Here is a 25,355-nt window from a genome sequence, read left to right as displayed (position 1 = left end):
ACGCTCGCGGCGCGACTAGGCCAGCGCGAACGGCGCCTCGTCGCCGTCGCCGAGGCGCCTCACCCGGCCCTCAGCCTCGAGCTTGTCGAGGTGCGCCAGCACCGAGAGCCTGGCGAGGTCGCGGAGCTGCCCGTCGGCGCCCGGGTAGATGGTCCGCGTCACGGCGGAGGCGTCGAGCGGCCCCGCCTGGAGCGCCCGCAGCACCTGCTCCTCGCGCTCGAGCCGGTGCGCGCGCTGCTCCTTCAGCCTGCCGACGGGGTCCGTGACGACGGGCCCGTGCCCGGTGCCGAGCACCGGGGGCGTGACCGCGATGAGGCGCTCCAGGCTGGCCAGGTAGGCGCCGACGTCGCCCTCGGGCTTGCCGACCCACACCGACCCCGTGGCGGCGACCAGGTCGCCGGCCAGGGCCGCCTCGGGCGGACCGTGGGGCGGTCGCACGACCGCGGAGAGGTGGCCGGGGCTGTGCCCGGGCGTGTGGATCAGCTCGACGGCGAGGTCGCCGACGGTGATCACGACGTCGTTCGTGACCAGCACCTTGCGGGCGTCGACGGCCACGCGCTCCGCCTCGGCGGCGTGCACGTAGACGCTGGGCGCGTCGAAGCGCTCCAGCGCGGCCGCCAGGCCCTCCCAGTGGTCGGGGTGGCCGTGCGTGAGGACGATGCCCTTCACGAGCCGCACCCCGGCCTCACCCAGCGCCGACGCGATGGCGTCGGTCGAAGCGGCCAGCGGCGACCCGGGGTCGACCACCAGGCCCACGCCGCCGTCGGCGATCACGTAGGCGTTCGTGTGGTCGTAGGGCGGCAGCGTGGCCACCGCCACGGGCACGCGCCAGACGTGCTCGCTGACCCTCTCTGCGGCGTGCGTCATCGACCCTCCCGCACGAGCTCGAGCACCGCGTCGAGGGCGGTTTCCGGTGGGACGGCGACGTCGGGCTCGACGCCGCGCCCCTCCCACGTCGCGCCGAGGAGGGGCGCCAGCACGCCGGTGGCGATCCACGCCTGCGAGCCGTCGCGCAGGCAGAAGGGCAGCACGGCCTCGACGTTGCCGGCCGTGCGCTCGCCGACCACCGTGGCGCGGCCCGCGTCCTGCAGGGCGCCGGCCAGTCCCTCGGCGGCGCTGTTCACGTCGCGGTCGACGAGCACGTAGAGCGGCAGGTCCGTCACCGGCTCGCCGACGGCCGGGTAGGGGATGGGCAGCGACCAGCTCAGCACCGCGCGCCACAGGAAGCCGCTGGTGAACACGCCGGCCACCTGCATCATCGTCACGAGCCTCCCGCCGGGGTTGCCGCGCAGGTCGAGCACCAGCGCGTCGGCGCCCTGCCTCGCGAGGCGGGCCGTCGCTTGCCTCACGCCCTCGGCGACGCCGTCGCTGGCGAGGTCACGCACGCGGAGGTAGCCCACGCGGCGGTCTCCGGCCGCGGTCACGCCGAAGCCGATGGGACCGATCCGGTCGGTGACGACGCCATCACCGGCCTGGGCCAGGCCCGCCGCCGGCAGCGCCAGCGCGAGGCCCGCCCCGGGCCGGGAAGCCTCGAGGTCGAGGAGCGCCAGGCAGGGCAGGTCGCCGTAGGTGCGCCTCACCTCGTCCACCCGCTCCGGCCTCACGTAGACCGAGTGCTGGTCGCCGATCTCGCGGTACATGGCCTCGAGGAGGTCGTAGAGGTCGTCGTCGGTCTCCACCTCGCCGAGGCGCGCGCGGTAGCGCTCGCCGACCTCGACCCAGTCGACGCCCAGTCGGTCGAGGTCCCAGTAGCGCTCGTCGACGAGCCGCCACGCGCTCTCGAAGCGCTGCGCGTAGGTGCGCTCCTGGACCTTCACGGACGCGGCGCCCCGCGTCGGCGCGCCCGCGGCCGCTGGCGGGGCCGCGGCGCTGGACGAGACGGCGGGTGGGCAGCAGGCGGCGAGCGCGGCGGCGAGCAGCGCCAGGGCCGCCGCGCGACCGCGGACGGCGAGCGGTGCGAGGAGGGCGTGCCGTGCACGGACGGCGAGCGGTACGACGACTGCCCCCGCGCGGCCGGCGTCCTGCGGCCTCGAGGCGGCCTCCATGCGAGCAGCCGTCGCGCCGTGTGGCCGGACCCTCACGCCGGCGCCGTGGCCAGCGCGGCCCCGGCCTCCTCCAGGCGCGCGGCGTCGAACACCACAGACTGGGCGCCCACCTTGGTCGTGCTCAGCGCGCCGGCCACGTTGGCCATGCGGGCGGCCGTGAGGACGTCGTACCCGCTCATGACGGCGTGCGCGAAGGCGGCGGTGTAGTAGTCGCCGGCGCCGGTGCTGTCGACGACGCCGTCGACGTCGTGCGCCTCGACCAGCTCGGAGAGCTCCGACGTGAAGAGGATCGAGCCGTTCTCGCCCACCTTCACGACCAGGTTCTCCACCCCGGCGTCGCGCAGGCTGGCGACGGCGCCGGTGATCGTGGACTGGCCGGTGAGCGCGTAGAGCTCGTACTCGTTCATGAGCAGGTAGTCGGCCTCGGCGACGTGGTCGAGCAGACGCGCGCCGAGCGCGAGCACGGCCGTGGTGCCCAGGTCGACGAACACGGTGAGGCGGTGCTCGCGCGCCAGCTCGAGCGTGCGGAGCGCGTACTCCTTCTGCCTGCCGCCGATGAGCGAGTAGGCGCTGAGCACGAGGGCGTCGCGGTCTGCCACGTCCTCGGCCCGCAGGGCGGCGGAGTCGAGGTAGCGGCTCGCGCCGGCGGCGCTGATCATCGTGCGCTGGGCGTCGGGCGTGACGATGAGCGTGACGCTGCTCGTCTGGTGGACCTCGTCGCGCTGCACCAGGCGCAGGTCGACGCCGGCCTGTACGGCGTTGCGCAGCGCCAGCTCCGCGAACGCCCCGATGCCCACGCGCGTGGCGATGCGCGTGTCGTTGCCGAGGCGCGCGAGGACGGTCGCCACGGTGCCGCCCGAGCCGCCCGGCTCCAGCACGGCCCGCACGGCGCTGACCTCGCCGCCTGGCTCGGGGAACTCGTTGACGAAGTACATCTGGTCGACTGTGGCGTCGCCGACCACGAGGAACTTGGGCATCTAGGCTCCGCTCCTAGGGCCGCCGGGCGGCATGCGCGGGCGACGGACCGGTCCTCCGGCCGCCGAGCCAGGCGCGTTAGGTTGCCGGGCCATTCTAATCCCCGCTCGCGCGCGTCCTGTCGCGGCGCGGGACCGGTCCCAGCGAGCGCAGGAGCGCGTCGAACTCGGGGAGGCCGAGGCGCTCGGCGCGCACCTTGGCGGCGAGCCCGGCGGCGGCGATCGCGGCGTCGACCTCGTCCTCCGGGTAGCCGGCCATCACGAGGTTGCGCTTGAGGGTCTTGCGCCGGTGGGCGAACGAGGCCGCGATGAGCGCGAAGAGGTCGGGGCGCGGACGCGCGTCGCGCTCGACCTCGAGCGCGACGACCGCGCTGCGCACCTTCGGTGCCGGCACGAACGCGCCGGGCGGCACGGTGCGTACCAGGCGCGGGCGGGCGAAGTGCGCCACCAGCAGGGACAGGCCCCCGTAGGCCTGGTCGCCGGGACGGGCGACGAGGCGCTCGCCCACCTCGAGCTGCACGAGGCAGGCGAGGCGCGCGAAGCGGCAGGACTCGAGCGCGCGGGCGATGACCGGCGTGGCCACGTTGTAGGGCAGGTTCGCGGCCAGCACGCAGCCCTCCGGCAGGGTCGAGAGGTCGAAGCTCAGGGCGTCGGCGTGCACGACCTCCACGTTCGTCAGGCCCGCCAGCGTCTCCTCGAGCACCGGGAGGAGACGGGCGTCGAGCTCTACCGCCACGACGCGCCTGGCCCGCGCGGCCAGCTCGCGGGTGAGAGTGCCGAGGCCGGGCCCGACCTCGAGGACCGTGTCGCGCCCGGTCACGTCCGCCGCGTCGACCACCGCCTTCAGCACCGAGGGGTCGACGAGGAAGTTCTGGCCGAAGGACCTGTCGGCCGCCAGCCCGTGGCGCTCCAGCAGGTCGCGCACGACCGAGCGGTTCGTGAGCGGCCCGCCCGTGGCGGCGCGGCTCAAGTGCCGTGGAAGGCGATGACCTCGTCGAGCTGCCTCTCGGCCTCGTCTAGCGGGATGTCCTGCACCACGGCCAGCTCGCTGGCGAGCATCGTCTTGGCGTTCTCCAGGACCTCGCGCTCCGTGGCTGCCAGGCCCTTCTCGACGTCCCGCTTGGCGAGGACGCCGATCAGGCGCGCCAGGTCGTAGGCGCTGCCGGTGGAGAGGATCTCCTGCTCGGCGCGGAAGCGGGGCGGCCACTGGTTGGGGAGCGTCAGGTCGGCCTCGCGGATCGCGTCGAGCAGCCGGCCGATCTCGTCGGCCTCGACGGTGTGCCGCAGGCCCACCTCCTCGCCCTTCTTCAGGGGCACCAGCACCTCCATGTCGCCCCTGACGAAGACGACCTTGAGGTACTCGTGCGTCTCGCCCAGCACGACGCGGGTGGTGCGCTCCTGGACCACCCCTGCCCCCTGGGACGGGTAGACGACGTGGTCACCCACCTTGAACGTCACAGTGCGTTACAGCGTAACACGGGCCCGGCTCGGCCCGCGGTAGCCGTCAGAGACCGACGAAAGGCGCCCACGTGCGGTAGTAGGCGAACGACCACAGGGTCAGCCCGACCAGCACGGTGACGGCCGAGGAGACGAGCACGTGGAGCTGCGCCTCGCGGTCGCCGCGGCGCGTGGCGAGGTAGCCCACCAGGGCCCCGACGGCCAGGGACACCGGCAGGCCCAGCAGCGAGCCGGCGCCCGCGGTGGCTCCCGGCACGCGCCAGGCCAGGAGGGCCACGAGCAGCGACGGCAGCACGATCCCGAGGACGGCGCCGGCGGCGACCGGACGCACCCTGACCCCCGGGAGGCGCGGCAGCAGCAGGCTGGCCAGGAACAGCGCCGGTGCCACGGCTATCGCGGCCACCACGCCGACGATGACGGCGGTCAGCGCCTGACCGGCCGCCTCCTCCCAGACGTTCCACGGGCTCCAGCCCATCGACGCCGCCAGGCGGTCGACGAAGCCGGGCTCGAACGGGGCGCTGTCGTCGCTGGCGTACACCCTCACCTCGCCCCCCTGGGCTCGCCCGTACCAGGCTAGGGTGACCGCGCCGCCGTCCGCCGGCGCGGCCAGGGACGCCTCGGCCACCAGCACCGGCGACCAGGCGACGCTCACCGGCTCGCCGCCGGCGAAGGGCGCCGCGCGCCGCAGGTAGGGCCCCTCGAGCCAGTAGGCCTCCCCGCCGCTCCAGGCGACGGGCCTGCCGACCTCGCCGAGGTCCACCTCGTCGGTCACCACGAGCCTGCCCGACGCCCTCTCCACGCGGCTCGCCTGCAGGTTCGCCTCCTGCGCCCGCCACAGTGCCAGCACGGCGCCGTCCTGGCCGCGGCCGAGTGCCACGGTCTGCCTCTCGTCGAGGACGTCGGCCAGGCCGAGGTCGGCGACGGGCGCGCCGGGGGCGGCCGGCATGACGTAGGCGTTCCACTCCGAGCGCAGGCCCACCGGCGTCATCTGGGTCTCGCCCTCGAGCCAGGCGACCCAGGCCGGTCCGGGTGCGCCGGGGTCCGGGTCGTCGAGCGCGTAAGCGCCGCGCACGGAGCGGTGGGTGGCGTAGAGGACCTCGTCGCGCACCGGGGCGCCGCCGCGCCACGTGAACAGCGTCAGGCGCGCCTGCTCCTCCTCGCGCAGCGGTGCGAGCACCCAGGGTCCGTCGGCTCCGGGGCCCACGACCAGAGGCGTCTCCTGGGTGTGCGTGAACAGCAGGTGGCTCTCGCCGCGGTAGGTGAGCCAGTGACGCGTCTGGCCGGTGGCGCGGTCGCGCTCGACCCAGGCGACGGCGAGCTCGCCCCCGGACACGGTGGCCCACACCCCGCGCACGGTGCTCGACTCCGCCACTCGCAGGGGACCGGCGTCGCCCGGCGGCGCGGCGAAGGCGATCACCCCCGACTCGTCGGCGGTGACGACGTAGGCGGCGCCCTCGCCGGCGGCGGCCGCCACCACCGGCAGCGTGCCGGAGGAGACGCGGACGGGCTCGCCGAAGCCGCCGTCGGCCGCGTAGGGTTGGGCCGACGCCAGCGTCGCGGCGAGGAGGAGGGTCAGGGCGAGCCCGCGCGGCGGTCGCCTCGCGGCCGGGGGCGCGCCGAGCTTCGGTGAGGCGAGGAGCACGCGGGAGGTGAGCGCGCGCCGCGTACCCGGCGCGCGCGACGCGGCGCGGGTCCTCACGCCGAGGCCTTCCGCGCCGCCGGGGCCGCCACCGTCGAGCTGCGCGCCTGCTTGCCGGGGATCGTCGCGACCTTGACGTCCTTGCCCTGCAGCCTGGCCTCGATCTCACGGATGCGGTCGCGGATCGCCGCGGCGCGCTCGAAGTCGAGCGACTCCGAGGCGGCCCACATCTCGTTCTCCAGGAGCGCCAGCTCCTGGCGCAGGTCGTCGAACGCCAGCTCGCGCTCCCACGGGTCGAGGCGTGGCGGCGGGCCCTCCGCCTCGGCCTCGGCCTCGCCGCGGATCACCTCGTGCACGCGCTTGCGCACCGACTCGGGCGTGATCCCGTGGCGTTCGTTGTAGGCGAGCTGCTTGTTGCGCCGGCGCTCGGTCTCGGCGATCGCCGCGGCCATCGCCTCGGACACCTCGTCGGCGTAGAGGTAGACCTCGCCGTTGACGTTGCGCGCCGCGCGGCCGATCGTCTGGATCAGCGCGCGCTCGCTGCGCAGGAAGCCGGTCTTGTCGGCGTCGAGGATCGCCACGAGGCTGACCTCGGGGAGGTCGAGGCCCTCGCGCAGCAGGTTGATGCCCACCAGGACGTCGAAGTGCCCGAGACGCAGGTCCCTGATGATGACCTGGCGCTCGACGGCGTCGATGTCCGAGTGCATGTAGCGCACCCGCACGCCCTGGGCCGCCAGGTACTCGGTGAGGTCCTCGGCCATCTTCTTCGTGAGCGTCGTGACCAGCACGCGCTCGCCTCGCTCGGCGCGCTCGCGCACGGCGAAGAGGAGGTCGTCGATCTGGCCGCGGCTCGGCTTGACGTGCACGGCCGGGTCGACGAGGCCCGTGGGCCTGATCACCTGCTCGACGACCTGGTCGGAGAGGGAGAGCTCCTCCTCGTTGGGCGTGGCGGAGACGAACACGACCTGGCCGACGCGCTGGAGGAACTCCTCCATCTTCAGCGGCCTGTTGTCGAGCGCAGCGGGGAGCCTGAAGCCGTAGTCCACGAGCGTCTGCTTGCGCGCCCTGTCGCCGTTGTACATGCCCCTGATCTGCGGGACCATCACGTGGGACTCGTCGAGGAAGACGACGAAGTCGTCGGGGAAGTAGTCGAGCAGCGTGTTCGGCGCCGAGCCGGGCGGCCTGTTCTCGAGGTAGCGGGAGTAGTTCTCGATCCCGTTGCAGTACCCGAGGGTCCTCAGCATCTCGAGGTCGTAGAGCGTGCGCTCGCGCAGGCGCTGCTTCTCGAGGAGCTTGCCGACGCTCTCGAAGTAGTCGAGCTGCCTCTCGAGGTCCCGCTCGATGGCCTCTATGGCCGGCTGCAGCTTGTCGTGCGGGGTCACGTAGTGCCTGGCGGGGAAGACCGTGGTGCTCTGCAGCTCCGCGGTCTCGTCACCGGTGAGCGGGTCGATGAGCGTGATCCTGTCGATCTCGTCGCCCCACAGCTCGATGCGCAGCGGCTGCTCCTCGTAGGCGGCCCAGACCTCGATGACGTCGCCGCGCGCGCGGAAGCGGCCGGGCTGCAGCTCGATGTCGTTGCGCTCGTACTGCTGCGTCACGAGCGTGCCGAGGATCTGGTCGCGAGGCAGGACGCGGCCGACGTCGAGCAGTAGGTGCAGCTTCTCGTACTCGTCAGGGGAGCCGAGGCCGTAGATCGCCGAGACCGAGGCGACGACGATGACGTCCTTGCGCGTCAGGAGGCTGCGCGTCGTGGAGTGCCGCAGGCGCTCCAGCTCCATGTTGATGTTCGCGTCCTTCTCGATGAACAGGTCGCGCGCCGGCACGTACGCCTCGGGCTGGTAGTAGTCGTAGTACGAGATGAAGAACTCGACGGCGGCGTCGGGGAAGAACTCCTTGAACTCCGACGCGAGCTGGGCCGTGAGGATCTTGTTGGGCGCGAGCACCAGGGCGGGTCGCTGCACGGCCTCGATGACCTTGGCCATCGTGTACGTCTTGCCCGTGCCGGTGGCGCCGAGGAGCGTCTGGAAGCGCAGGCCGTCGTTGAGGCCCTCGACGAGCCCGGCGATGGCCTCGGGCTGGTCCCCCTTGGGCTCGTAAGGCGACCTGACCTCGAGAGGCATGACCACTAATCATATAAGGCTCGGCGGGCCTCCGGGTCGCCGGTGATGCCGGCCTCGGCCTGCGAGGCGAAGAGCGCCCGGTAGAGGCCGCCGCGGGCCAGCAGCTCGGCGTGCGTGCCGGCGTCCACGACGCGTCCGGCGTGCAGCACGTAGATCCTGTCGGCGTTCACGACCGTGGCCAGCCTGTGCGCCACGACGACGGTGGTGCGGCCGGCCATCAGGCGGGCGAGGGCGCGCTGGACCGCGGCCTCCGACTCGCCGTCGAGCGAGCTGGTGGCCTCGTCGAGGAGCAGCACGCGCGGGTCCTTGAGGAGGGCCCTGGCGATGGCGATGCGCTGGCGCTGCCCGCCGGAGAGCCTCACGCCGCGCTCGCCGACCGGCGTGTCGTAGCCCTGCGGCAGCTCCGCGATGAAGGCGTGGGCGTCGGCGGCCTCGGCGGCGGCGCGCAGCTCGTCGTCCGACGCGTCGGGCTTGGCCAGGCGCAGGTTCTCGGCGACCGAGCCGGAGAACAGCACGGTCTCCTGGGGCACGTACCCGACGTGCCGCCGCAGGTCGCCGGGGTCGAGGCGGCGCAGGTCGACGCCGTCTAGCGTCACGCGCCCGGACGTGGGGTCGGCGAAGCGCAGCAGGAGCGACAGCAGCGTGCTCTTGCCGGCGCCGCTGGGCCCCACGACGGCGACGACGCTGCCCGGCTCGGCGGCGAGGCTCACGCCGGCCAGGGCGGGGGAGGGGCGGCCCGGGTAGGTGAAGCTCACGTCCTCGAGGGCGACGGAGCCGCGCGCGCTCGGGAGGCGGACGGGGTCAGGGTCCACCGGCAGCTCGGGCCGGGCGTCGAGGAGCTCGAAGACGCGCTGCGAGGCGCCCGACGCCTCCTGGAGCTGCGACCACAGGCCGGTGAACGTGCCCAGCGAGCCGGCCACGAACATCGTGAGCAGCAGGAACGCCACGAGGTCGCCGGAGGAGAGCTGGCCGGCGAGCGCGAGGCGCCCGCCGTACCACAGCACGGTGCCCAGGCCCGCGAAGGCGCACAGCAGCACGGCCGGGATGAACAGGGCGCGGAGGCGCACCCGCCTCAGGCCCGCGCGGAAGGCGGCGTCCACGCCGGCGGCGTAGCGGCGTCGCTCGGTCTCCTCGGCGCCGAACGCCTTGACCACGCGCACGCCGCCTATCGCCTCCTCGGCGTCGGCGCTGGCGGCGGCGAGGCGGTCCTGGAACTCGGCGCTGGCGCGCCGCAGGCCGCGCCCGAAGACGGCGCCGGCCACGACCACTGGCGGCACCACGGCGAGCATCACCAGGGTCAGCCGCGGCTGGAGCACGAACAGGAGCACGAGGCCGCCGAGCAGGGTGATGCCCTGGTTCACTAGCTGCGCCAGGGCCTGGGAGACGGCCGCCTGGACCGTGGCGACGTCGGCGGTGAGGCGCGAGACGAGCTCGCCGGTCTTGCGGCCGGTGAAGAACGGCACGTCCAGGCCTATGAGGTGGCCGAACACGGCCTTGCGCAGGTCGGCGACGACGGCCTCGCCGACGCGTCCGAGGCTGTAGGTGCGCAGGAAGTTGAACCCGGCCTGGACCAGCATCAGCGCGACGAGCAGCAGCATGGCGCCGTCGAGCGCCCTCCGTGCGGCGCCCGGCGCCGCTCCCGGCGCGAAGGCGGCGTCGAGCAGGCTCCGCACGACCAGGGGGAACGCCAGGCCGATCACCCCGGCGAAAGCGACGCTGGCGACCCCGAGCGCGAGCCAGCCGGCGTGGGGCCGCGCGAGTGCGGCGAGCCGGCGCAGCGGGGCCAGGTCGAGCCCGCGACCAGGACGCCCGCCCTCCCGGCGGCCGCCGGCGCGGGTCCCTGGGGCGCGTCCGGAACGGGGGAAGGTCATCAGCCAAGGGTACACTCGGGTCCGTGACCACGCCCCTGTGGCGCCCGACGCAGGAGCGGGCTGCCGCGTCGCGCATGGAGGCTTTCCGGCGCGCCGTGGAGGCCGAGCACGGCGTGCGCCTCCCCGACTACGACGCCCTCCACGCCTGGTCGGTGCGGGAGCCCGAGGCGTTCTGGGGCTTCCTGGCGCGGTACCTGCGCCTGCCCTTCGCGACTCCTCCCTCGCGCGTGCGCTCGGGCGACCCCATGCCGCTGACGCGCTGGTTCGAGGGCGCGACCCTCTCCTACGCCCGCGCGCTGCTCAGGCCGCCGGACTCTGTGGACGGCGGGGCGCCGGCCGTGGTGGCCGTCAGCGAGGCCGGCGCGGAGCGTACGCTCTCGCGCGACGAGCTGTTCGACCTGGTGGCGCGCGTACAGGCGGGCCTGAGGCGGCTGGGCGTGGGGCGCGGCGACCACGTCGTGGCGCTGGCCGCGAACTTGCCGGAGACGCTGGCGCTGCTGCTCGCCTGCGCGGGCTTGGGGGCCGTGTTCGCGTCCGCCTCGCCGGACTTCGGGCCGGACGCGGCGGCGGCGCGCTTCGCGCAGCTCGGCCCCAAGGCCCTGTTCGCCACGACGGCCTACCTCTACGGCGGCAGACGCTTCGACACCGCCGGCACGGCGACCCGGTTGCGGGACGCGCTCGGCGGGGTGCCGGCCGTGGCGGTGCCTTACCCCGGCCTGCCCGACGCCGTCCCCGCCGGCTTCGTGACCTGGGACGCCTTCCTCGGCGAGGGCGGCGAGCCGGTGCTCGAGGACCTGCCCTTCGACCACCCGCTCTACGTGCTGTTCTCCTCCGGCACGACCGGGCTGCCGAAGGCGCTGGTGCACAGGTCCGGCGGCGCGCTGCTCACGCACGTCAAGGAGCTGGCGCTGCACTGCGACGTGCGTCCCGGCGACGTCGTCCTCTACTACACGACCTGCGGCTGGATGATGTGGAACTGGCTGGTGTCGTCGCTGGCCTGCGGCGCCGCGGTCGTGCTCTACGACGGCTCGCCCGTGCATCCCCACGAACTGGCCCTGTTCGAGGTGGCGGAGCGCCACCGCGTCACGCTGTTCGGCACCTCCGCGCGCTACCTCCACGGGCTCGCCGCCGCCGACGCGCGGCCGGGCGAGCGCTGCGACCTGTCGGCGCTGCGCACGATCACCTCGACGGGCTCGCCGCTCTCCCCGAGCGGGTTCCGCTACGTCTACGAGCGCGTGAAGGAGGACGTGCACCTGGCCAGCATCTCGGGCGGCACCGACATCGTCGGCTGCTTCATGCTGGGCGTGCCGACGCTGCCGGTTTACGCGGGCGAGATCCAGCGTCCCGGCCTGGGCGTCGACCTGGCCGCCTTCGACGACGACGGTCGCCCGGTGACGGGGAGGCCCGGCGAGCTCGTCTGCCGGCAGCCGCTGCCCTCGATGCCGCTGCGGCTGCTGGGCGACGAGGGCTTCGCGCGCTACCGGTCCGCCTACCTCTCCACCTACCCCGGCGTGTGGCGGCACGGCGACCTGATCGAGTTCACGGCGCACGGCGGCATCGTCGTGCACGGACGCTCCGACGCGACCCTGAACCCCGGCGGCGTGCGCATCGGCACGGCCGAGGTCTACCGCGCGCTGGAGGCGGTGCCGGAGGTCGTGGAGGCTGCGGCCGTGGGGCGGAAGGTGGGGCCCGAGCTGGCCGGCGGCGTCGCCAGCGACGAGGAGGTGTGGCTCCTCGTCGTGCTGCGTCCGGGGGTGGAGCTCACCGGCGAGCTGGAGGCGCGCGTCAAGCGGGCGGTCCGCGAGGGCGCCTCGCCCCGGCACGTGCCGCGGGTCGTGCTGCAGGTCTCCGGCCTGCCGCGCACGCGCAGCGGCAAGCCCATGGAGATCGCCGTCGCCAAGCTCGTCAACGGCCAGCCCGTCGAGAACGCCGAGGTCGTGGCGAACCCCGAGGTGCTCGAGGAGATCGCGGCAAAGGCCGCCGCGGCGCGGGCCTAGCCCGCCGGCGCCGCGCGGCGGCAGCGGGCGGAGGGCGACCGGGGACCCTCAGACGGCCCTGCGCCCCCGCCTGGGCCCGCTCCTAACCCTTCACGGCGCCGGCCGTCAGCCCGGCGACGATGCGCTGCTGGAAGATCAGGACCAGCGCGACGAGCGGGATCGTCACGATGATCGCGGCGGCCATGATCTCGCCGAAGGGCTCCTGCCTGGCGACCTCGCCCGTGAACAGCGCGATGGCGACGGGCACGGTCCGCGCCGGCGGGTCGATGACCGTGAAGGTCAGCGCGAACAGGTACTCGTTCCACGCCTGGATGAAGGCGAGGAGGCCCGTGGTGACGAGCGCCGGCGCCGTCAGCGGCAGCAGCACCAGGCGGAACGCCTGGAAGAGCGTGGCGCCGTCGACGCGGGAGGCCTCGAGCAGCGAGTCGGGCAGTCCGCGGAAGAACGAGGTCAGGACCCACACCGTGAACGGCAGCGTGAAGAGCATGTAGGAGAGGATCATGCTGGGTATCGACGGCATGCCGAGCACCCTGATCACGGCGTAGAGGCCGGCGAGGACGGCGATCTGCGGGAACATCGTCATCGCCAGGATCACGTAGAGCGACGGGGTCTTGCCGGCGAAGCGCATCTTGCCCAGCGCGTAGCCGGCGAACGAGCCGACGACCAGCGAGAGGACCGTCACCGAGCTCGCGACGATCGTCGAGTTGAGGAGGGCTCTGAGGAAGCGGTCGTTCGACAGCACCGACCTGAAGTTGTCGAGGACCGGGTTCGTCGGCCACAGCGTGGCCGGCGTCCTGATCAGCTCGGACTGCGTCTTCAGCGCCGAGACGATCGCCCAGTAGAAGGGGAACATAAGGTAGACGAAGATCGCGGCGATGAGCACGTAGAAGAGCGCGCGCCCGACGGCGCGCCTGGCAGCGCGGGTCATTCGAGGCTCCTCTGGCCGAGCATGCGTATGTAGAGCACGGCGAAGATCGCGATGATCACGAAGATCACGACGGAGGCGGCGGACGAGGTGCCCATGTCGCGCTGGCTGATGAGCAGGTCCTGCGTGTAGCTGGCCATGGAGAAGCGGCGGTTGCCGAGCACGACCTGGAAGATGTCGAAGACGCGCAGCGAGTCGAGGGTCCTGAAGACCAGGGCCACGGCCAGCGTGGGCCTCAGGAGCGGCAGCGTGATCGTGAAGAACTGCCTGAGCCGGCTGGCGCCGTCGACCTCGGCAGCCTCGTAGAGCTCCGAGGGGATCGTCGAGAGCCCGGCGAGCAGCAGCAGCGCCATGAACGGCGTGGTCTTCCAGACGTCCATCGCGATCATGCTGGGGAGCTGCAGGGTCAGGTTGCCGAAGAAGTCGGTGCGTCCGTCGCTGATGCCCAGGTAGCTGCCGAGCGCGTTGAACAGGCCCGCGCGGGTGGGCTGGAGCATCCACTCCCAGATGCGCGCGCTCACCGCCGTGATCACGGCCCAGGGCACGAGCATGGCCGCGCGCATCAGCCCGCGCCCGCGGAACTCGGTGTTGAGGGCGAGGGCGATGACCATGCCCAGCACTGTCTCGAGGAACACCGCGATGACGGTGAAGACGCTGGTGTCCCAGATCGCCCTGACGAACGGGGCGGTGACGGCGCCGACGACGTAGCGCCGGCCGAGCAGCGAGAACTCGAAGACGGCGCGGTAGCGCAGGGGCTCGCGCGGCAGCACCCGCACCCAGCTCTCGTACTGGGGCTCGCCGTCGCGCAGCACGGGCTGGCCGTCATCGTCGACGACGCGCGGCAGCTCCCTGATCGTCATCGAGAGGAGCGCGCGGTAGTTCGCCAGGCCGACGTAGCGGGTCTCGGCGTTGGCGCTGGCGAAGCGGGCGTTCGTGAAGCTCGAGGTGACCACCCGCGAGAACGGGTAGAACGCGATCACGGCCAGGATCACGAAGGTCGGCAGCAGCAGCAGCCAGGCGGTGCGGGCCTCGGCGCGCGCCAGGCGCGACGGGCCCCTCTTCCGCGCCGTGGCCGTCCTCGGAGGCGTGAGCACCCCCTCGCGGTCCGAGGATGCCGGTAGGCTCCCTTCCACTCTCGTTCCTTTCCCCTGCGCCCCGCGTCCCTCTCGGTCCGCGAGGCCCCGTGCGACGCGGGGCCGGGCTCGCTCGCGGCAGGCCCGGCCCCGTCTGAAGTCAGACGCTCAGCTCGACTCTCGGCAGCGTCAGGGTTGGCCGGCTTCCAGGCCGGTGATGTCCTGGATGTCGAGGGAGGCGAGCGCCAGCGCGTCCTCGGCCGTGGAGGCGCCCGTCAGCACGTCGTGGACCGCCGTGTAGAACGCCTGCGAGACCTGGGCGTAGTTCGGGGCTGCCACCGTCGAGGGGCGCGCGACGCCGTTGATGAGCACGTCGTAGAGCCGGCCGAAGAACGGCGCGGCCTCGAGGACCTCGGGGTCCTCGTAGAGCGACATGACGGTCGGCAGGAAGCTGCCCTCGACGGCGCGGATCTTCTGCTCCTCCGGCGACGCCAGGTAGAGCGCCACGTCGGCGGCGATGTCGGGGTGCTCGCTGTAGCGCGACACCGCGAGCTGCCAGCCGCCGAGCGTGCCGGCGCCGTTGCCCGAGGCGCCCGCCGGGAGCGGCGCCACGTCGAACTTGCCGGCGATCGCGCTGTCCTCCGCGTTGCCCAGGCTGTAGGCGTAGGGCCAGTTGCGCATGAAGGCCGCGTTGCCGGCCTGGAACATGTTGCGGGCGTCCTCCTCGCCGAAGCTGGTGACGCCGTCGGGCGAGATCGTGCCCACCCAGCCGGCCGCCCGCTCGACGGCCTCGACCGCGGCCGGGTTGTCGATCGTCACCTGGCCGTCGGGGCTGATGATCGTGCCGCCGCCGTTGGAGGCGATCCACTCGAGGGCGTCGCAGGTGAGGCCCTCGTACGAGTTGCCCTGCCAGACGAAGCCCCAGAAGTCGGGGTTGCCCTCGGCGCGCTCGCCGTCCTGGATCGTCTGGGCCATCTCCTCGAGCTCGTCCCAGGTGGTGGGCGGGGCGTCGTAGCCGTACTTCTCGAGGAGGTCGGTGCGGTAGTAGAGGAGCCCGGAGTCGGTGAACCACGGGATGCCCACGAGGCGCCCGTCGACCGTGTTGTTCTCGACGATCGCCGGGAAGTGCTGGTCCACCACCTCCTCGGCGCCGTACTCGTAGAGGTCCACCAGGTGCTCGGCCAGGTCGCCGGGCCAGATCACGTCGATCTGCATGACGTCGATGTCGGGCGACTGCGCCTCGAACACCTGCAGGTAGACCCCGAGGCGGTCGTTCGACAGGTCGGGCGTCTCGATGACGTCCACGGTCACGTTGGGGTGCTGCTCCATGTAGCGTTGGGCCGCGGCGCGGGTGAGCTCCAGCTCCTGCCCCACGGCGCCCGTGGCGACCACGATGGTCACCTGCTCCTCCTGCGCCAGCGCGTTGGTCCCGACGAAGAACAGGACCGCCGCAGCGAGTAGGAACCTCTTCATGCTGGACTCCCTTCGTGGCCCGCCCGGCGGGTGCGAGCACGCCCGCGCTGCAGCGTCGCCGTCGGCCCGCGCCCGGGAGGGGCGGCGGCAGCGACGGCGGCGGGACGCGCCGCCCGGCGCTAGGACGAGCGATTGGCGCCCCGATGATAGCAGCGGTCGTCGTGAGTGGCAAACCTCACGTGCGCGCGGGGTTCGTGCCGGACGCGAAGACGCGGTCTTCTGCCCGGCCGGCACGGCGCGAACGCGGGCTCGGCCCTGCCGGCTTCGCGTGGCGGCCTCACGGGCCGGCCGGCTTCGCGGGGTGCGGGTCGCCTAGCGGCGCGCCCGCCGGTCGGGTCGGGCGACGGCTGTCCCGCCGGTCAGGTCGCCTTGCGGCCCACCATGCGGCTCACGAGCTCCTGCAGGCGCAGCTCGTGGAACGGCTTCAGCAGCGTCTCGGCGCGGGGGAGGCGGCGGAACAGGCCGGGGCGCGGCTGCTCGTCGACCAGCACCAGCACGGGCACGTGGGCGTGGGCGGGGCGGCGCCGCAGCTCGCGCACGACCTCCCACGCCGAGCCGACGCGGTCGTCGTCGACGACGAGGGCGCTCGGGTGGTGCTCCTCGATCGCGCGCTCGGTCTCGTCGTAGCGGTAGACGGCCGCCGCGGTGAAGCCGGCGCGCTGCAGGCCGAGCCTGATGAGGCGCTGCAGGGCGGTGTTGGGGGAGACCACGAGGACGAGCGGGTCGTCGGCGGCCACGGGTATGCGCTCGATGACCCCGAGCCTGGCCAGCTCGCCGAGGAGGTGGTAGACGTGCCGCTCGGTCAGGTCGAGCTCGGCCGCGATCGTGCGGGCCGAGCGCCTTCCGTCGACGGAGGCCAGCACCTCCCAGCCGCCCGGCGGCATGTCCACGCGGGTGGGGTCGCCGGCGCGCGTGAAGACGGCATCGGGCCCGACGTCGGTGGAGGCGAACTGCTCCTGCCTGGCCGCCACCTGGATGAGCAGGCTCATGGCGTCGACGCTGTGGTCGAGGCTCTGCTGCGTCGCCTCCGTGGGGGTGTCGGTGAAGTAGAAGTGGCCCTCAGACCAGGTGAGCAGGTCGCTGACGACCTCGAGCACCTGACGGTCGATGGCCTGGTGGAGGTCCTCCTGCTTGAGGAGGCCGAGGCGCACGGCCATCTCGCCCAGCTGCGTGCCGGGGTTCTCGGCGTGCTGCCTCCTCAGGAGCTCCTGCACCTCGTGTGCGGTGAGGAGGTCCATGCGGACGAGGATCTCGCCGAGGTGCACGCCGGGAGTGACGTGGGCGTAGCCGATGCGCCCCTGGTCGAAGTAGATGCGGGCGCGCGCCTGGCCGCGCTGCACCGTCAGCACGCCCGACTTCTGGCCGGTGGCGATGACCTGGAAGATGTCGGCTAGCGGGACGTTCCGGAGGCTGCCCTCGATCACGCTCTCACCCTAACGACAGGGTGCCAAGCCGGGCGCCGCGGCGATGAGGGATAAGTCTCCCGCTAGGTACTCACCCCGCGCCGGCCTCGCCGAACAGCGGCGCGTCCGCGACCGGGACCGGCAGGCCGAGGTGCCGGTACGCCTCCTCGGTGGCGACCCTGCCCCTGGCGGTGCGCTGGAGCAGCCCCATCTGGATGAGGAACGGCTCGTACACCTCCTCGAGCGTCGTGCGGTCCTCGCCCACGGCCGTGGCCAGCGTGTCGAGGCCCACGGGCCCGCCCACGAACTTGTGGACGATGGCGTCGAGGATCGCCCTGTCGCGCCTGTCGAGGCCGGCGTCGTCGATGCCGAGGGACTCCAGCGCGGCGCGGGTGCGCCCCAGCGTGATGCGCTCGTCGCCCGCCACCTGGGCGTAGTCGCGCACGCGCCTGAGCATGCGCTTGGCGATGCGCATGGTGCCGCGCGAGCGTCGGCCGATCTCCAGGGCTGCGTCGTCGTCGATCGCGAAGCCGAGCCGCCTGGCGTCCTGCAGCACACCCTCGGCGAGCTCCTCGCCCGTGTAGAACTCGAGGTGCTCGACGATGCCGAAGCGGCTGCGCAGCGGGCCGGTAATGAGGCCCGGCCGGGTCGTCGCGCCTATCAGCGTGAAGCGCGGGAGCTCGAGCCTTATGGAGCGCGCCGCCGGCCCCTGGCCCAGCACGATGTCGATCTTGAACTCCTCCATCGCGGGGTAGAGGTGCTCCTCAGCGACGCGGCTCAGGCGGTGGATCTCGTCGATGAACAGGACGTCGCCCTCCTCGAGGGAGTTCGTGAGGATCGCGGCCAGGTCGCCGGGCTTCTCGATCGCCGGTCCCGAGGTCACGCGTATCCCCACGCCCATCTCGTGGGCGACGATGTGCGCCAGGGTGGTCTTGCCCAGACCCGGCGGTCCGTAGAGGAGCAGGTGGTCGAGGGGCTCGCCCCTCTCGCGCGCCGCCTCGAGGTAGACCGCCAGCTTCTTCTTGAGGCGCGCCTGCCCTACGTACTCGGCCAAGGTGGTAGGGCGCAAGCGTACGTCCTCCACGACGCGCATCGTACCACGGGGCATGCCGGCGGCCCGGTCGCGGTAATCTGCATGTTCGTCGGCCCGCCCCGGGCGACCGGGGCGGCGACGCACGGGAGGCTGGCTGAAGTGCCTACGCACCGCATCACAGTGGGCGGGATCGAGAGGGAGCTGCCGGTCGTCGACGTGGGCGGCGTGTCGGTGGCCCTGCTCAACCTGCTCGGGGACACCGAGCTCACCGAGGTCGCCGCCGACGAGCTGGCGCGGCGGCTGCCGCCGGGCGTGGAGGGCTTCGTCACGCCGGAGGTCAAGGCCGTGCCCCTGGCGCACGCCCTGAGCGTGAGGACCGGCCTGCCCTACGTCGTGGCGCGCAAGACGGTGAAGCCGTACATGGTCTCGCCTGTCACGCGGGAGGTCGTCAGCATCACGACCGGCAAGCCGCAGCTCCTCGTGCTGGACGGCAACGACGTCGAGCGCCTCGCCGGCAGGCGGGTGGCCATCGTCGACGACGTCGTCTCCACGGGCGGCACGCTCGACGGCCTCAAGGACCTGCTGAAGAGCGTCGGTGCCGAGGTCGTGGGCACCCTGGTCGTGTTCACCGAGGGGAACGGCCGCGACGACGTGACCGCGCTCGGCCACCTGCCCCTCTTCCCGGCCGCCGCCGGGGCTTGAGGCGCGGGGGCGGGGCGCCGCCCCCGCGGGGGCGAGGAGAGGTGCTGTCCGTGAGCCGGGACGCCAAGGAGCTGATCAGGGAGAGGCTCCCCATCGCCGAGGTCGTCGGCGAGGTCGTGAGCCTCAGGCCGGCCGGGCGCGGGCGGCTCAAGGGCCTGTGCCCGTTCCACTCCGAGAAGACGCCGTCCTTCCACGTGCTCGTCGACAGGGGCTTCTTCTACTGCTTCGGCTGCCAGGCCAAGGGCGACGTCTTCGACTTCGTCATGCGCACCCAGGCGCTGTCGTTCCCCGAGGCGCTGCGCCTCCTCGGGGCCAGGGCCGGCGTCGAGGTCACGCCGCCTTCGGAGGCGGCGGGCAAGCGCCGCGACCTCCTCGACGTCAACAAGCTCGCGCTGGCCTTCTTCCGCTCCCAGCTGGGCCGTCCGGCGCGGGACTACCTGGCCGGGCGCGGCCTCGCCGAGGAGACCGTGGAGGCCTTCGAGGTCGGCTACGCGCCGGACTCGTGGGACGCCCTGCTCAGGCACATGCTCGGCAAGGGCGTGCGCGAGGACGACCTCGTGGCCCTCGGCCTCGTCGTGGAGAACGAGCGCGGGCGTCGCTACGACAGGTTCAGGGACAGGATCGTCTTCCCGATCAAGGACGCCCTGGGCCGCGTGGTGGGCTTCTCCGGCCGCGTGCTCGGCGAGGGGAGCCCGAAGTACCTCAACAGCCCCGAGTCCGAGGTCTTCAGGAAGTCGGAGCTGCTCTACGGGCTCGACAGGGCGCGCGCCGCGATACGCGAGACGGGCCAGGTCATCGTCGTCGAGGGCTACACGGACGTGATGGCGCTGCACCAGGCGGGCCTGACGAACGCCGTGGCGGCCCTCGGCGCCACGCTCACCGCCGAGCAGGCAGACGCGCTGGAGCGGCTCGATGCTAGAACGGTCTATCTAGCGTTCGACGCCGACGAGGCCGGCCAGCGGGCCATCCTGTCCGGCCTCGACCAGGCCGTCGGCAGGCGCCTCGTGGTCAAGGCCGTGAGCGTGCCGCACGGCAAGGACCCGGCCGAGGCGGTGCTGGGGGGCCACCTCGAGGAGTTCAGGCGGGCCCTGGACGAGGGCGTGTCGGAGGTGGAGTTCCGCTTCGAGCGCGTCATCGGCCGCCACGACCCCGCCACGCTCGAGGGCCAGGCCGCCATCCTCGAGGAGCTGCAGGACGTGCTGCGGCCGCGCACGCTCTTCGACCCCGTGGCCGACGAGATGCGCCGGCTCGTCGTCGACAGGCTCGGCGTGGAGCCCCGCCGCCTCGACGAGTGGCTGGGCGCGCGGGACCGGCGCCGCGTGAGCCAGGCCGAGGTGCGCGGGATGCGCAGCCAGCGCGTCGAGCTCGACCAGGTCAGGCGCGTCGAGGCCGAGGTCGTCTCGCTGGTGCTGCTCGAGCCCGACTACCTGCGCGAGCGGCTCGCCGAGGTCGAGGCCGCCGTGCCCGGCGCCGCCGACGAGGACGGCTCGCCCCTGGCCCACCTCGTCGAGGTCGGCCGCCGCCTCGACTACGACGCCGACGCCGTGCTGGCCGCCGTGACCGCGCGGCCGGAGGGCGCCTACGTGCTCGAGCGCCTCGTCGGCGAGGCCGACGACGGCGAGGACCTCGGCGACGTCGACGTCAGGCTCGGCCGCGCCCTCTCGCGCCTGCGGGAGCTGCGGCTCGAGGGCCTCAAGGAGGACACGCGCGCCCGGCTGCTGAGGCGGCGCGACGAGATCGCGCGGATCCTCGCGGCCGGCGAAGCGCCCGGGGGCGAGAGGCTGGAGGACCTCTACGCCGAGCTGAAGGAGATCCAGGGCGTGCTGGCGGCGCGCGAGGCGGAGCGCCGGTCGCGCGTGAGGCGGAGATGAGAGGGGAGCTCTCCCAGGTCGCCTCCGGCACGTCCTGGCCGTGCTGTCAAGGGACTAATGTCTCGTTGACACCCCCTAGTACGCTTGTTATCTTCGTCACGAGAAACGTCTGGGGCGTTCAGGGCGAGATGAACGCCCTTTTCTATGTCCGCCAGCCACAGACTCGAGGCGTGCGCCCGCTTGGGTCACGACAGGACGCGTGAGGAGGGAGGGCCGCTTGGAAGCACAGGGTGAACGACTGCTGCAGGACCTGTTGGCCCAGGAGAAGAAGCTCGTCAGCAAGGTCGACGAGGCCAAGGCCAAGGCCAAGGCCACCGTCGACAAGGCGAACGCGGAGGCCGCAGCGATCCTCGAGGCAGCGCGCGCCAAGGCCGAGGCCCTCGCCCAGTCGGAGCTGGAAGCCGGCCGCAAGGAGGAGGAGGCCGTCAAGCAGAGCGTCCTCTCCGCCGCCAAGGAGGCCGCCGAGGCTCTCGCGGCCAAGGCCGCGGCCAACCGCGCGGCGGCGGCCGCACTGGTCCTGGAGAAGATCTTGCCGTGATCGCCCGGATGGACCAGGTGACCGTCGTCGGTCGCCGCTCCGTCGCCAAGGACGTCCTCGCCGCCCTGCAGGGGCTCGGCGTCATGCAGGTCACGCGGCTGGCGCCCGAGGCCGAGGAGGAGGCCCTCCAGGCCATGAGGCTGCGCGGCGGCGACCTCGCCGAGCGCGAGGCCTGGGAGAGGGTGCTGTCGCGTTCCACCGCGCTGCTCGACGTGCTCGGCATCGACGCCGCCGCGGCCGCGCGCGGCCCGGCGGTGACGAACGCCTCCGCGGCGGAGGCCGAGGTGCGCGAGGCCGGGGAGCAGATCGACCGCCTCGTCGCCGAGCGCTCCGAGCTCCGCGACGAGCTCGAGCTCATCGAGACCTACCTGCCGCTGATGCGCGACCTGGCCCCCATGCTGGCGCAGGTCGAGTCGTCGCGGTACCTGGCCGGCGCCGCGTTCCTGGCCGACGAGTCGGACCTGGAGGACCTGGAGCGGCGCCTGCGCTCCGAGTTCGGCGAGGGCTTCGTGCTGGCGCGCCGGCCGCGCGGCGGCCAGGCGCTCGTCGTCGCGGCGGTGATGCGCGGCGACGCCGCGAACTTCCGCTCGGCGCTGGCCCGCGCCGGCGTCTCGGAGCTGCAGCTGCCCGAGCGCTACCAGGACCAGGGGGTCGCCAAGGCCACGCACTCCATGGAGGAGCGCTCCCAGGTCGTGCCGCGGCGCCTCGCCACCGTCGAGGAGGAGCTGCGCAAGCTGGCGGCCAAGCACGCCGAGCGCCTCGCCCAGCTCAACCTCCACGCCCGCAACGTCACGGCGCGCCTGGCGGCGACCGAGAACCTCCTCGAGGGACGCTACGGGTTCGCGCTGCGGGGCTGGGTCCCCTCCGACGCCCGCGAGCACGTGCTGCGCAGCCTCGAGGGCCAGTTCGGCGGCGACGTCGCGGTCGCGTGGCGGCCCGCCGACGAGCACCACGACACCGGCGTGCCCGTGAAGCTCGACAACCCCGCCTGGGTGCGGCCGTTCCAGGGCCTCCTGGCCCTCTTCGCCCCGCCGCGCTACGGCAGCTTCGACCCCAGCTGGACGCTGGCGGTCTTCTTCCCGCTCTACTTCGGCATCGTCCTCGGCGACATCGGCTTCGGCCTCGTCTTCGCGGTGCTGGCCCTCCTCCTGAGGCGCCGGGGCGCCCAGGGCAAGCCCCTCGGCCTGGGGCCCCTCGGCATCACGATCCCGCCGCAGCTGCTGGCGCCCATAAGCACCGTGATCCTCTGGTGCTCGGCCTGGGCCGTAGCCTGGGGCTTCGTCTTCGGCGAGTTCTTCGGCAACTTCCTCGAGCACTTCCCGCCCGCCCGGCCGGTGTTCTACGCGGGAGGTCACGGCGAGGCGCACGGCCTCATCGAGATCCTCCTGTTCCGCGTCGAGGAGTTCACGCCGCTGCTGCTCATCACGCTCGGCTTCGGCATCTTCCAGGTGCTGTTCGGCTGGGCCATCAGGGTCAGGGAAGGGCTCAAGCACCACGACATGGGCCACGTCTACGAGGGCGTGGGCATGTTCGCCGGCCTGTCCGGCATCATCGTGTTCGCCTGGGCCTACCTCTCCGGCAACCTCGGCGCCCTCACGATGACGATCGCCGGCCTGGGCCTGCTCGTCTTCGTGGCGTGCGCGGTGCTGGCGAAGATGCCGCTCATGCTCCTCGAGATCATCTCGAACTCGGGGCACATCCTGAGCTTCCTGCGACTCTTCGCCGTCGGCCTCTCGGCCGCGCTGGTCGCGAACCTCTCGACCGACCTGGGCTTCGGCCTCGCCGGCGTGCTGCCCGTGATCGGTCCCATCCTCGGCATCGCCGTGGCGCTCGTCGTCCACGCCCTGGCGATCGCCCTCACGATCATCGGGCATACGCTGCAGCCCTTGAGGCTCCAGTATGTCGAGTTCTTCACCAAGTTCGGCTTCTACGACGAGGCCGGCACGCCATACAACCCCCTGCGGTTGGTAGGAGGAAAGTCATGAAGCAAGTCGCACGCGTTCTACTCGGCCTCGCGGTGTTCGCGTTCCTCGGCGGTATCGCGCTCGCCCAGGAAGCCGGCGGCCCCGGCGTCGGCGCCGGCCTCATCGGCGTCGGTGCGGGCCTGGCGATCGGCCTGGCGGCCATCGGCGTGGGCATCGCGCAGTCGGCCATCGGCTCGGCCGGCGCCGGCACCCTGGCCGAGCGCCCCGAGGCCTTCGGTCAGATCCTGATCTACCTGGTCATCCCCGAGACGCTGATCATCTTCGGCTTCGTCATCGCGTTCTTCCTGAACAACCAGATCGGCGGCTAACCATGGCCGACCTCTCGACCCTGCTCGCCAAGGAGGCGAGCACCGAGATCGAGGCCATCCTGTCGGAAGCGAACGAGCGCGCCGCCAAGATCACCGAGGCGGCTCGCTCCGAAGCCGAGTCCATCGTCGCCGAGAGGGAGCGCCGCGCCAAGGCGCAGCGCGAGGCCGGCCTGGTGCGGGCCCGCTCGGCCGCGCAGCTCGAGGCCTCAGCGATCCGGCTGCGGGCGCAGCACGAGGGCGTGAGGAGCGTGTTCGAGGAGGTGCGGCGCCAGCTCGACGCGCTCGTCACCGACCAGGGACGCTACCCCGGCGTCTTCGAGAAGCTGCTCGACGAGGCGCTGGCCGCCGCGCGCGAGGTGGGGGTCGCGTCCGTCGAGGTCGCTCCCGCCGACGTCGAGCTGGCGAGGAGCGCGCTGGCGAGCCGCGGCGTGAGCGCCGAGGTCCGCGCCGCCGACGACGTCCGGGGCGGGGTGCGCGTGCGCACCACCCGCCGCAGCGCCGTCGAGAACACCCTCTACGACAGGTTGGACGCCATGGCCGGCGAGCTGGCCGCGGAGGTCTCCAAGGCCCTGTTCGGCGCCAAGGCGGAGTAGGCCATGCCGCGCGACCTCGGCTACATCAACGCCCGCGTCCGCGGGATGAAGTCCAAGCTCCTCGGGCCGGCCTTCACCCAGGCGGCGCTCGAGGACACGGACTTCCGGGCCTTCCTCTCGACGCTCTCGCAGTCGCCCTACATGCGCGAGCTCGAGGAGGCGCAGGCCCGCCACGAGGGCCTGGCGGCCGTCGACGGCGCCGTGGCGCGGAACTTCTACGGTACGGCCCGCAGCCTGCTCTCGTTCTCCGACGGCAAGCCGCGCGAGCTCATCGGGCTCCTGCTGCTCCGCTACGACCTCGCCAACGTCAAGGCCATAGCGCGCGGCAAGCACGCCGGCAAGGACGCCGACGAGATCCGCGGCTCGCTCTTCCCGGCCGGCGAGCTCAAGCCGGCCCTGCTCGAGGAGGCCGCCGCGTCCGCGGACATCGCCGCCGCGGCCCAGGTGCTAGCTTTCAGCAGGAACGAGCTCGGGCGCGCCTTCCTCGCGGCGTCGCGGCGCTACCAGAACGACAAGGACCTCTACGCGCTCGAGCTCGCGCTAGACAAGGCCTACTACCGGGCGCTGCTGAGCCGGGCCGAGAAGGTCGGCGCCCCGGCCGACCTCAAGCGCCACTTCCAGCGCGAGATCGACGCCACCAACCTCCTCACCGCGCTCAAGCTCCGGGGACGCGGCGCCGACCGCGACCTGTTCGTGCCCGGCGGGCAGGAGGTCCCGGCCACGCTGTTCGACGCGATCATGCTCGACGGCAGCGAGGGCGCCCTGCAGGCGCTCGCCAACACCGGCTTCGCGGCGGTGGCCGAGGCGGGCGACCTCAGCGCGGCGGAGGCCGCGGTGCGGGCGGTCCTCGACCGCAGCGCGCGGCGTCTCGCCGCCGACCCGCTCGACATCGGGGTGGTCGTCGACTTCCTCAGGCGCAAGGAGGCGGAGGCCGCCAAGGTGCGCCTGCTGGCGCGGGGCAAGTACTACGGCGTGCCGCGCGCCGCCCTCGAGAAGGAGCTGCAAGGTGCCTAGGATGGTCGTGCTTACCGACGCCGAGACCGCCACCGGCTACCGCCTGGCGGGCGTCGAGGTGCGCGAGGCCACGCGGGACGACGCCGTGCAGGCGCTCGAGGAGCTCATAGGCTCGGACGACTACGCGCTCGTCGCCGTCGACGAGGGCCTCGTCCCCGACCCGGTGCGCGCCACCGAGCGCGCGATGCGCGGCCGCGACCTGCCGGTCCTCCTCAGCGTCCCCTCGCTCGGCGCGGCCTTCGGCGAGAAGGACGACGCCACCCAGTACATGAAGGACCTGGTGCGCAGCGCCATCGGCTTCGACATCAAGCTTGACTGACAGGAGCTAACGAG

The 25,355-nt window shown here is 73.0% G+C and carries 22 protein-coding genes; 9 read left to right on the top strand and 13 right to left on the bottom strand.

Annotated elements, in window-relative coordinates; all coding sequences use genetic code 11:
* Positions 1-15 precede the first annotated feature (15 nt).
* From VF202_10355 to VF202_10320, 8 genes are all read right to left on the bottom strand, one after another.
* Positions 16-867 carry an MBL fold metallo-hydrolase gene (locus tag VF202_10355; protein ID HEX7040506.1) on the bottom strand — a complete coding sequence of 284 codons (852 nt, stop codon included), beginning with the start codon at positions 865-867 and terminating at the stop codon, positions 16-18.
* Positions 864-1,817 carry a S41 family peptidase gene (locus VF202_10350; GenBank protein ID HEX7040505.1) on the bottom strand — a complete coding sequence of 318 codons (954 nt, stop codon included), beginning with the start codon at positions 1,815-1,817 and terminating at the stop codon, positions 864-866. The genes VF202_10355 and VF202_10350 overlap by 4 nt, the downstream gene beginning before the upstream one ends.
* 260 nt (positions 1,818-2,077) lie before the next feature.
* The gene (locus VF202_10345; protein ID HEX7040504.1) at positions 2,078-3,022 is read right to left on the bottom strand and encodes a carbohydrate kinase family protein; all 945 of its coding nucleotides are present in this window, start codon (positions 3,020-3,022) and stop codon (positions 2,078-2,080) included.
* Positions 3,023-3,116: 94 nt separating this feature from the next.
* Positions 3,117-3,989, bottom strand: a complete 873-nt coding sequence (rsmA, locus tag VF202_10340) for a 16S rRNA (adenine(1518)-N(6)/adenine(1519)-N(6))-dimethyltransferase RsmA (GenBank protein HEX7040503.1) — start codon at positions 3,987-3,989, stop codon at positions 3,117-3,119.
* Positions 3,986-4,477 carry a CarD family transcriptional regulator gene (locus tag VF202_10335; protein ID HEX7040502.1) on the bottom strand — a complete coding sequence of 164 codons (492 nt, stop codon included), beginning with the start codon at positions 4,475-4,477 and terminating at the stop codon, positions 3,986-3,988. Before VF202_10335 ends, rsmA begins: the two co-directional genes overlap by 4 nt.
* A gap of 46 nt (positions 4,478-4,523) precedes the next feature.
* Complete coding sequence (locus VF202_10330) at positions 4,524-6,176, bottom strand: hypothetical protein (protein HEX7040501.1); 1,653 nt, start codon at positions 6,174-6,176, stop codon at positions 4,524-4,526.
* On the bottom strand, positions 6,173-8,236 hold the full coding sequence (gene uvrB / locus VF202_10325; protein HEX7040500.1) for an excinuclease ABC subunit UvrB: 2,064 nt from the start codon (positions 8,234-8,236) through the stop codon (positions 6,173-6,175). The genes VF202_10330 and uvrB overlap by 4 nt, the downstream gene beginning before the upstream one ends.
* A 5-nt stretch (positions 8,237-8,241) precedes the next feature.
* Positions 8,242-10,107: an ABC transporter transmembrane domain-containing protein gene (locus tag VF202_10320; GenBank protein HEX7040499.1), complete on the bottom strand. Its 1,866-nt coding sequence runs from the start codon at positions 10,105-10,107 to the stop codon at positions 8,242-8,244.
* A 23-nt stretch (positions 10,108-10,130) separates the two neighbouring features.
* On the opposite strand from VF202_10320, the gene VF202_10315 reads away from it, so the two are divergent.
* Complete coding sequence (locus VF202_10315; protein HEX7040498.1) at positions 10,131-12,104, top strand: acetoacetate--CoA ligase; 1,974 nt, start codon at positions 10,131-10,133, stop codon at positions 12,102-12,104.
* 82 nt (positions 12,105-12,186) lie between these two features.
* Here VF202_10315 and VF202_10310 read toward each other — a convergent pair whose 3' ends face one another.
* From VF202_10310 to ruvB, 5 genes are all read right to left on the bottom strand, one after another.
* A complete protein-coding gene (locus VF202_10310) occupies positions 12,187-13,032 on the bottom strand; it encodes a carbohydrate ABC transporter permease (protein HEX7040497.1) in 846 nt (281 codons plus the stop codon).
* Positions 13,029-14,123: a sugar ABC transporter permease gene (locus VF202_10305; protein ID HEX7040496.1), complete on the bottom strand. Its 1,095-nt coding sequence runs from the start codon at positions 14,121-14,123 to the stop codon at positions 13,029-13,031. The genes VF202_10310 and VF202_10305 overlap by 4 nt, the downstream gene beginning before the upstream one ends.
* A gap of 168 nt (positions 14,124-14,291) precedes the next feature.
* The gene (locus tag VF202_10300) at positions 14,292-15,575 is read right to left on the bottom strand and encodes an ABC transporter substrate-binding protein (GenBank protein HEX7040495.1); all 1,284 of its coding nucleotides are present in this window, start codon (positions 15,573-15,575) and stop codon (positions 14,292-14,294) included.
* Positions 15,576-15,934: 359 nt separating this feature from the next.
* A complete protein-coding gene (locus tag VF202_10295; protein HEX7040494.1) occupies positions 15,935-16,999 on the bottom strand; it encodes a response regulator in 1,065 nt (354 codons plus the stop codon).
* A 70-nt stretch (positions 17,000-17,069) separates the two neighbouring features.
* Complete coding sequence (gene ruvB, locus VF202_10290; GenBank protein HEX7040493.1) at positions 17,070-18,071, bottom strand: Holliday junction branch migration DNA helicase RuvB; 1,002 nt, start codon at positions 18,069-18,071, stop codon at positions 17,070-17,072.
* Positions 18,072-18,170: 99 nt separating this feature from the next.
* Here ruvB and VF202_10285 point away from each other — a divergent pair, with 99 nt between their 5' ends.
* From VF202_10285 to VF202_10250, 8 genes are all read left to right on the top strand, one after another.
* Entirely contained in the window at positions 18,171-18,713 is a 543-nt protein-coding gene (locus tag VF202_10285) for a phosphoribosyltransferase family protein (GenBank protein ID HEX7040492.1), read from the top strand.
* A gap of 50 nt (positions 18,714-18,763) precedes the next feature.
* Positions 18,764-20,584, top strand: a complete 1,821-nt coding sequence (dnaG, locus tag VF202_10280) for a DNA primase (protein ID HEX7040491.1) — start codon at positions 18,764-18,766, stop codon at positions 20,582-20,584.
* A gap of 217 nt (positions 20,585-20,801) precedes the next feature.
* Positions 20,802-21,122 carry a V-type ATPase subunit subunit G family protein gene (locus VF202_10275; protein ID HEX7040490.1) on the top strand — a complete coding sequence of 107 codons (321 nt, stop codon included), beginning with the start codon at positions 20,802-20,804 and terminating at the stop codon, positions 21,120-21,122.
* Positions 21,119-23,107: a V-type ATPase 116kDa subunit family protein gene (locus VF202_10270; protein HEX7040489.1), complete on the top strand. Its 1,989-nt coding sequence runs from the start codon at positions 21,119-21,121 to the stop codon at positions 23,105-23,107. The genes VF202_10275 and VF202_10270 overlap by 4 nt, the downstream gene beginning before the upstream one ends.
* A complete protein-coding gene (locus tag VF202_10265) occupies positions 23,104-23,415 on the top strand; it encodes a V-type ATP synthase subunit K (protein HEX7040488.1) in 312 nt (103 codons plus the stop codon). The genes VF202_10270 and VF202_10265 overlap by 4 nt, the downstream gene beginning before the upstream one ends.
* Positions 23,416-23,417: 2 nt before the next feature.
* A complete protein-coding gene (locus VF202_10260) occupies positions 23,418-24,008 on the top strand; it encodes a V-type ATP synthase subunit E (protein HEX7040487.1) in 591 nt (196 codons plus the stop codon).
* A 3-nt stretch (positions 24,009-24,011) separates the two neighbouring features.
* Entirely contained in the window at positions 24,012-25,022 is a 1,011-nt protein-coding gene (locus tag VF202_10255) for a V-type ATPase subunit (GenBank protein ID HEX7040486.1), read from the top strand.
* A gap of 1 nt (position 25,023) precedes the next feature.
* Positions 25,024-25,341 (top strand): V-type ATP synthase subunit F, encoded by a 318-nt coding sequence (locus tag VF202_10250; protein HEX7040485.1) that lies wholly within the window; start codon positions 25,024-25,026, stop codon positions 25,339-25,341.
* Positions 25,342-25,355: the final 14 nt, after the last annotated feature.

Source organism: Trueperaceae bacterium (assembly GCA_036381035.1).
GTDB lineage: Bacteria > Deinococcota > Deinococci > Deinococcales > Trueperaceae > DASRWD01.
The sequence above is the reverse complement of the archived record's forward strand: the minus strand, read 5'-3'. Positions and strand labels throughout refer to the sequence as shown.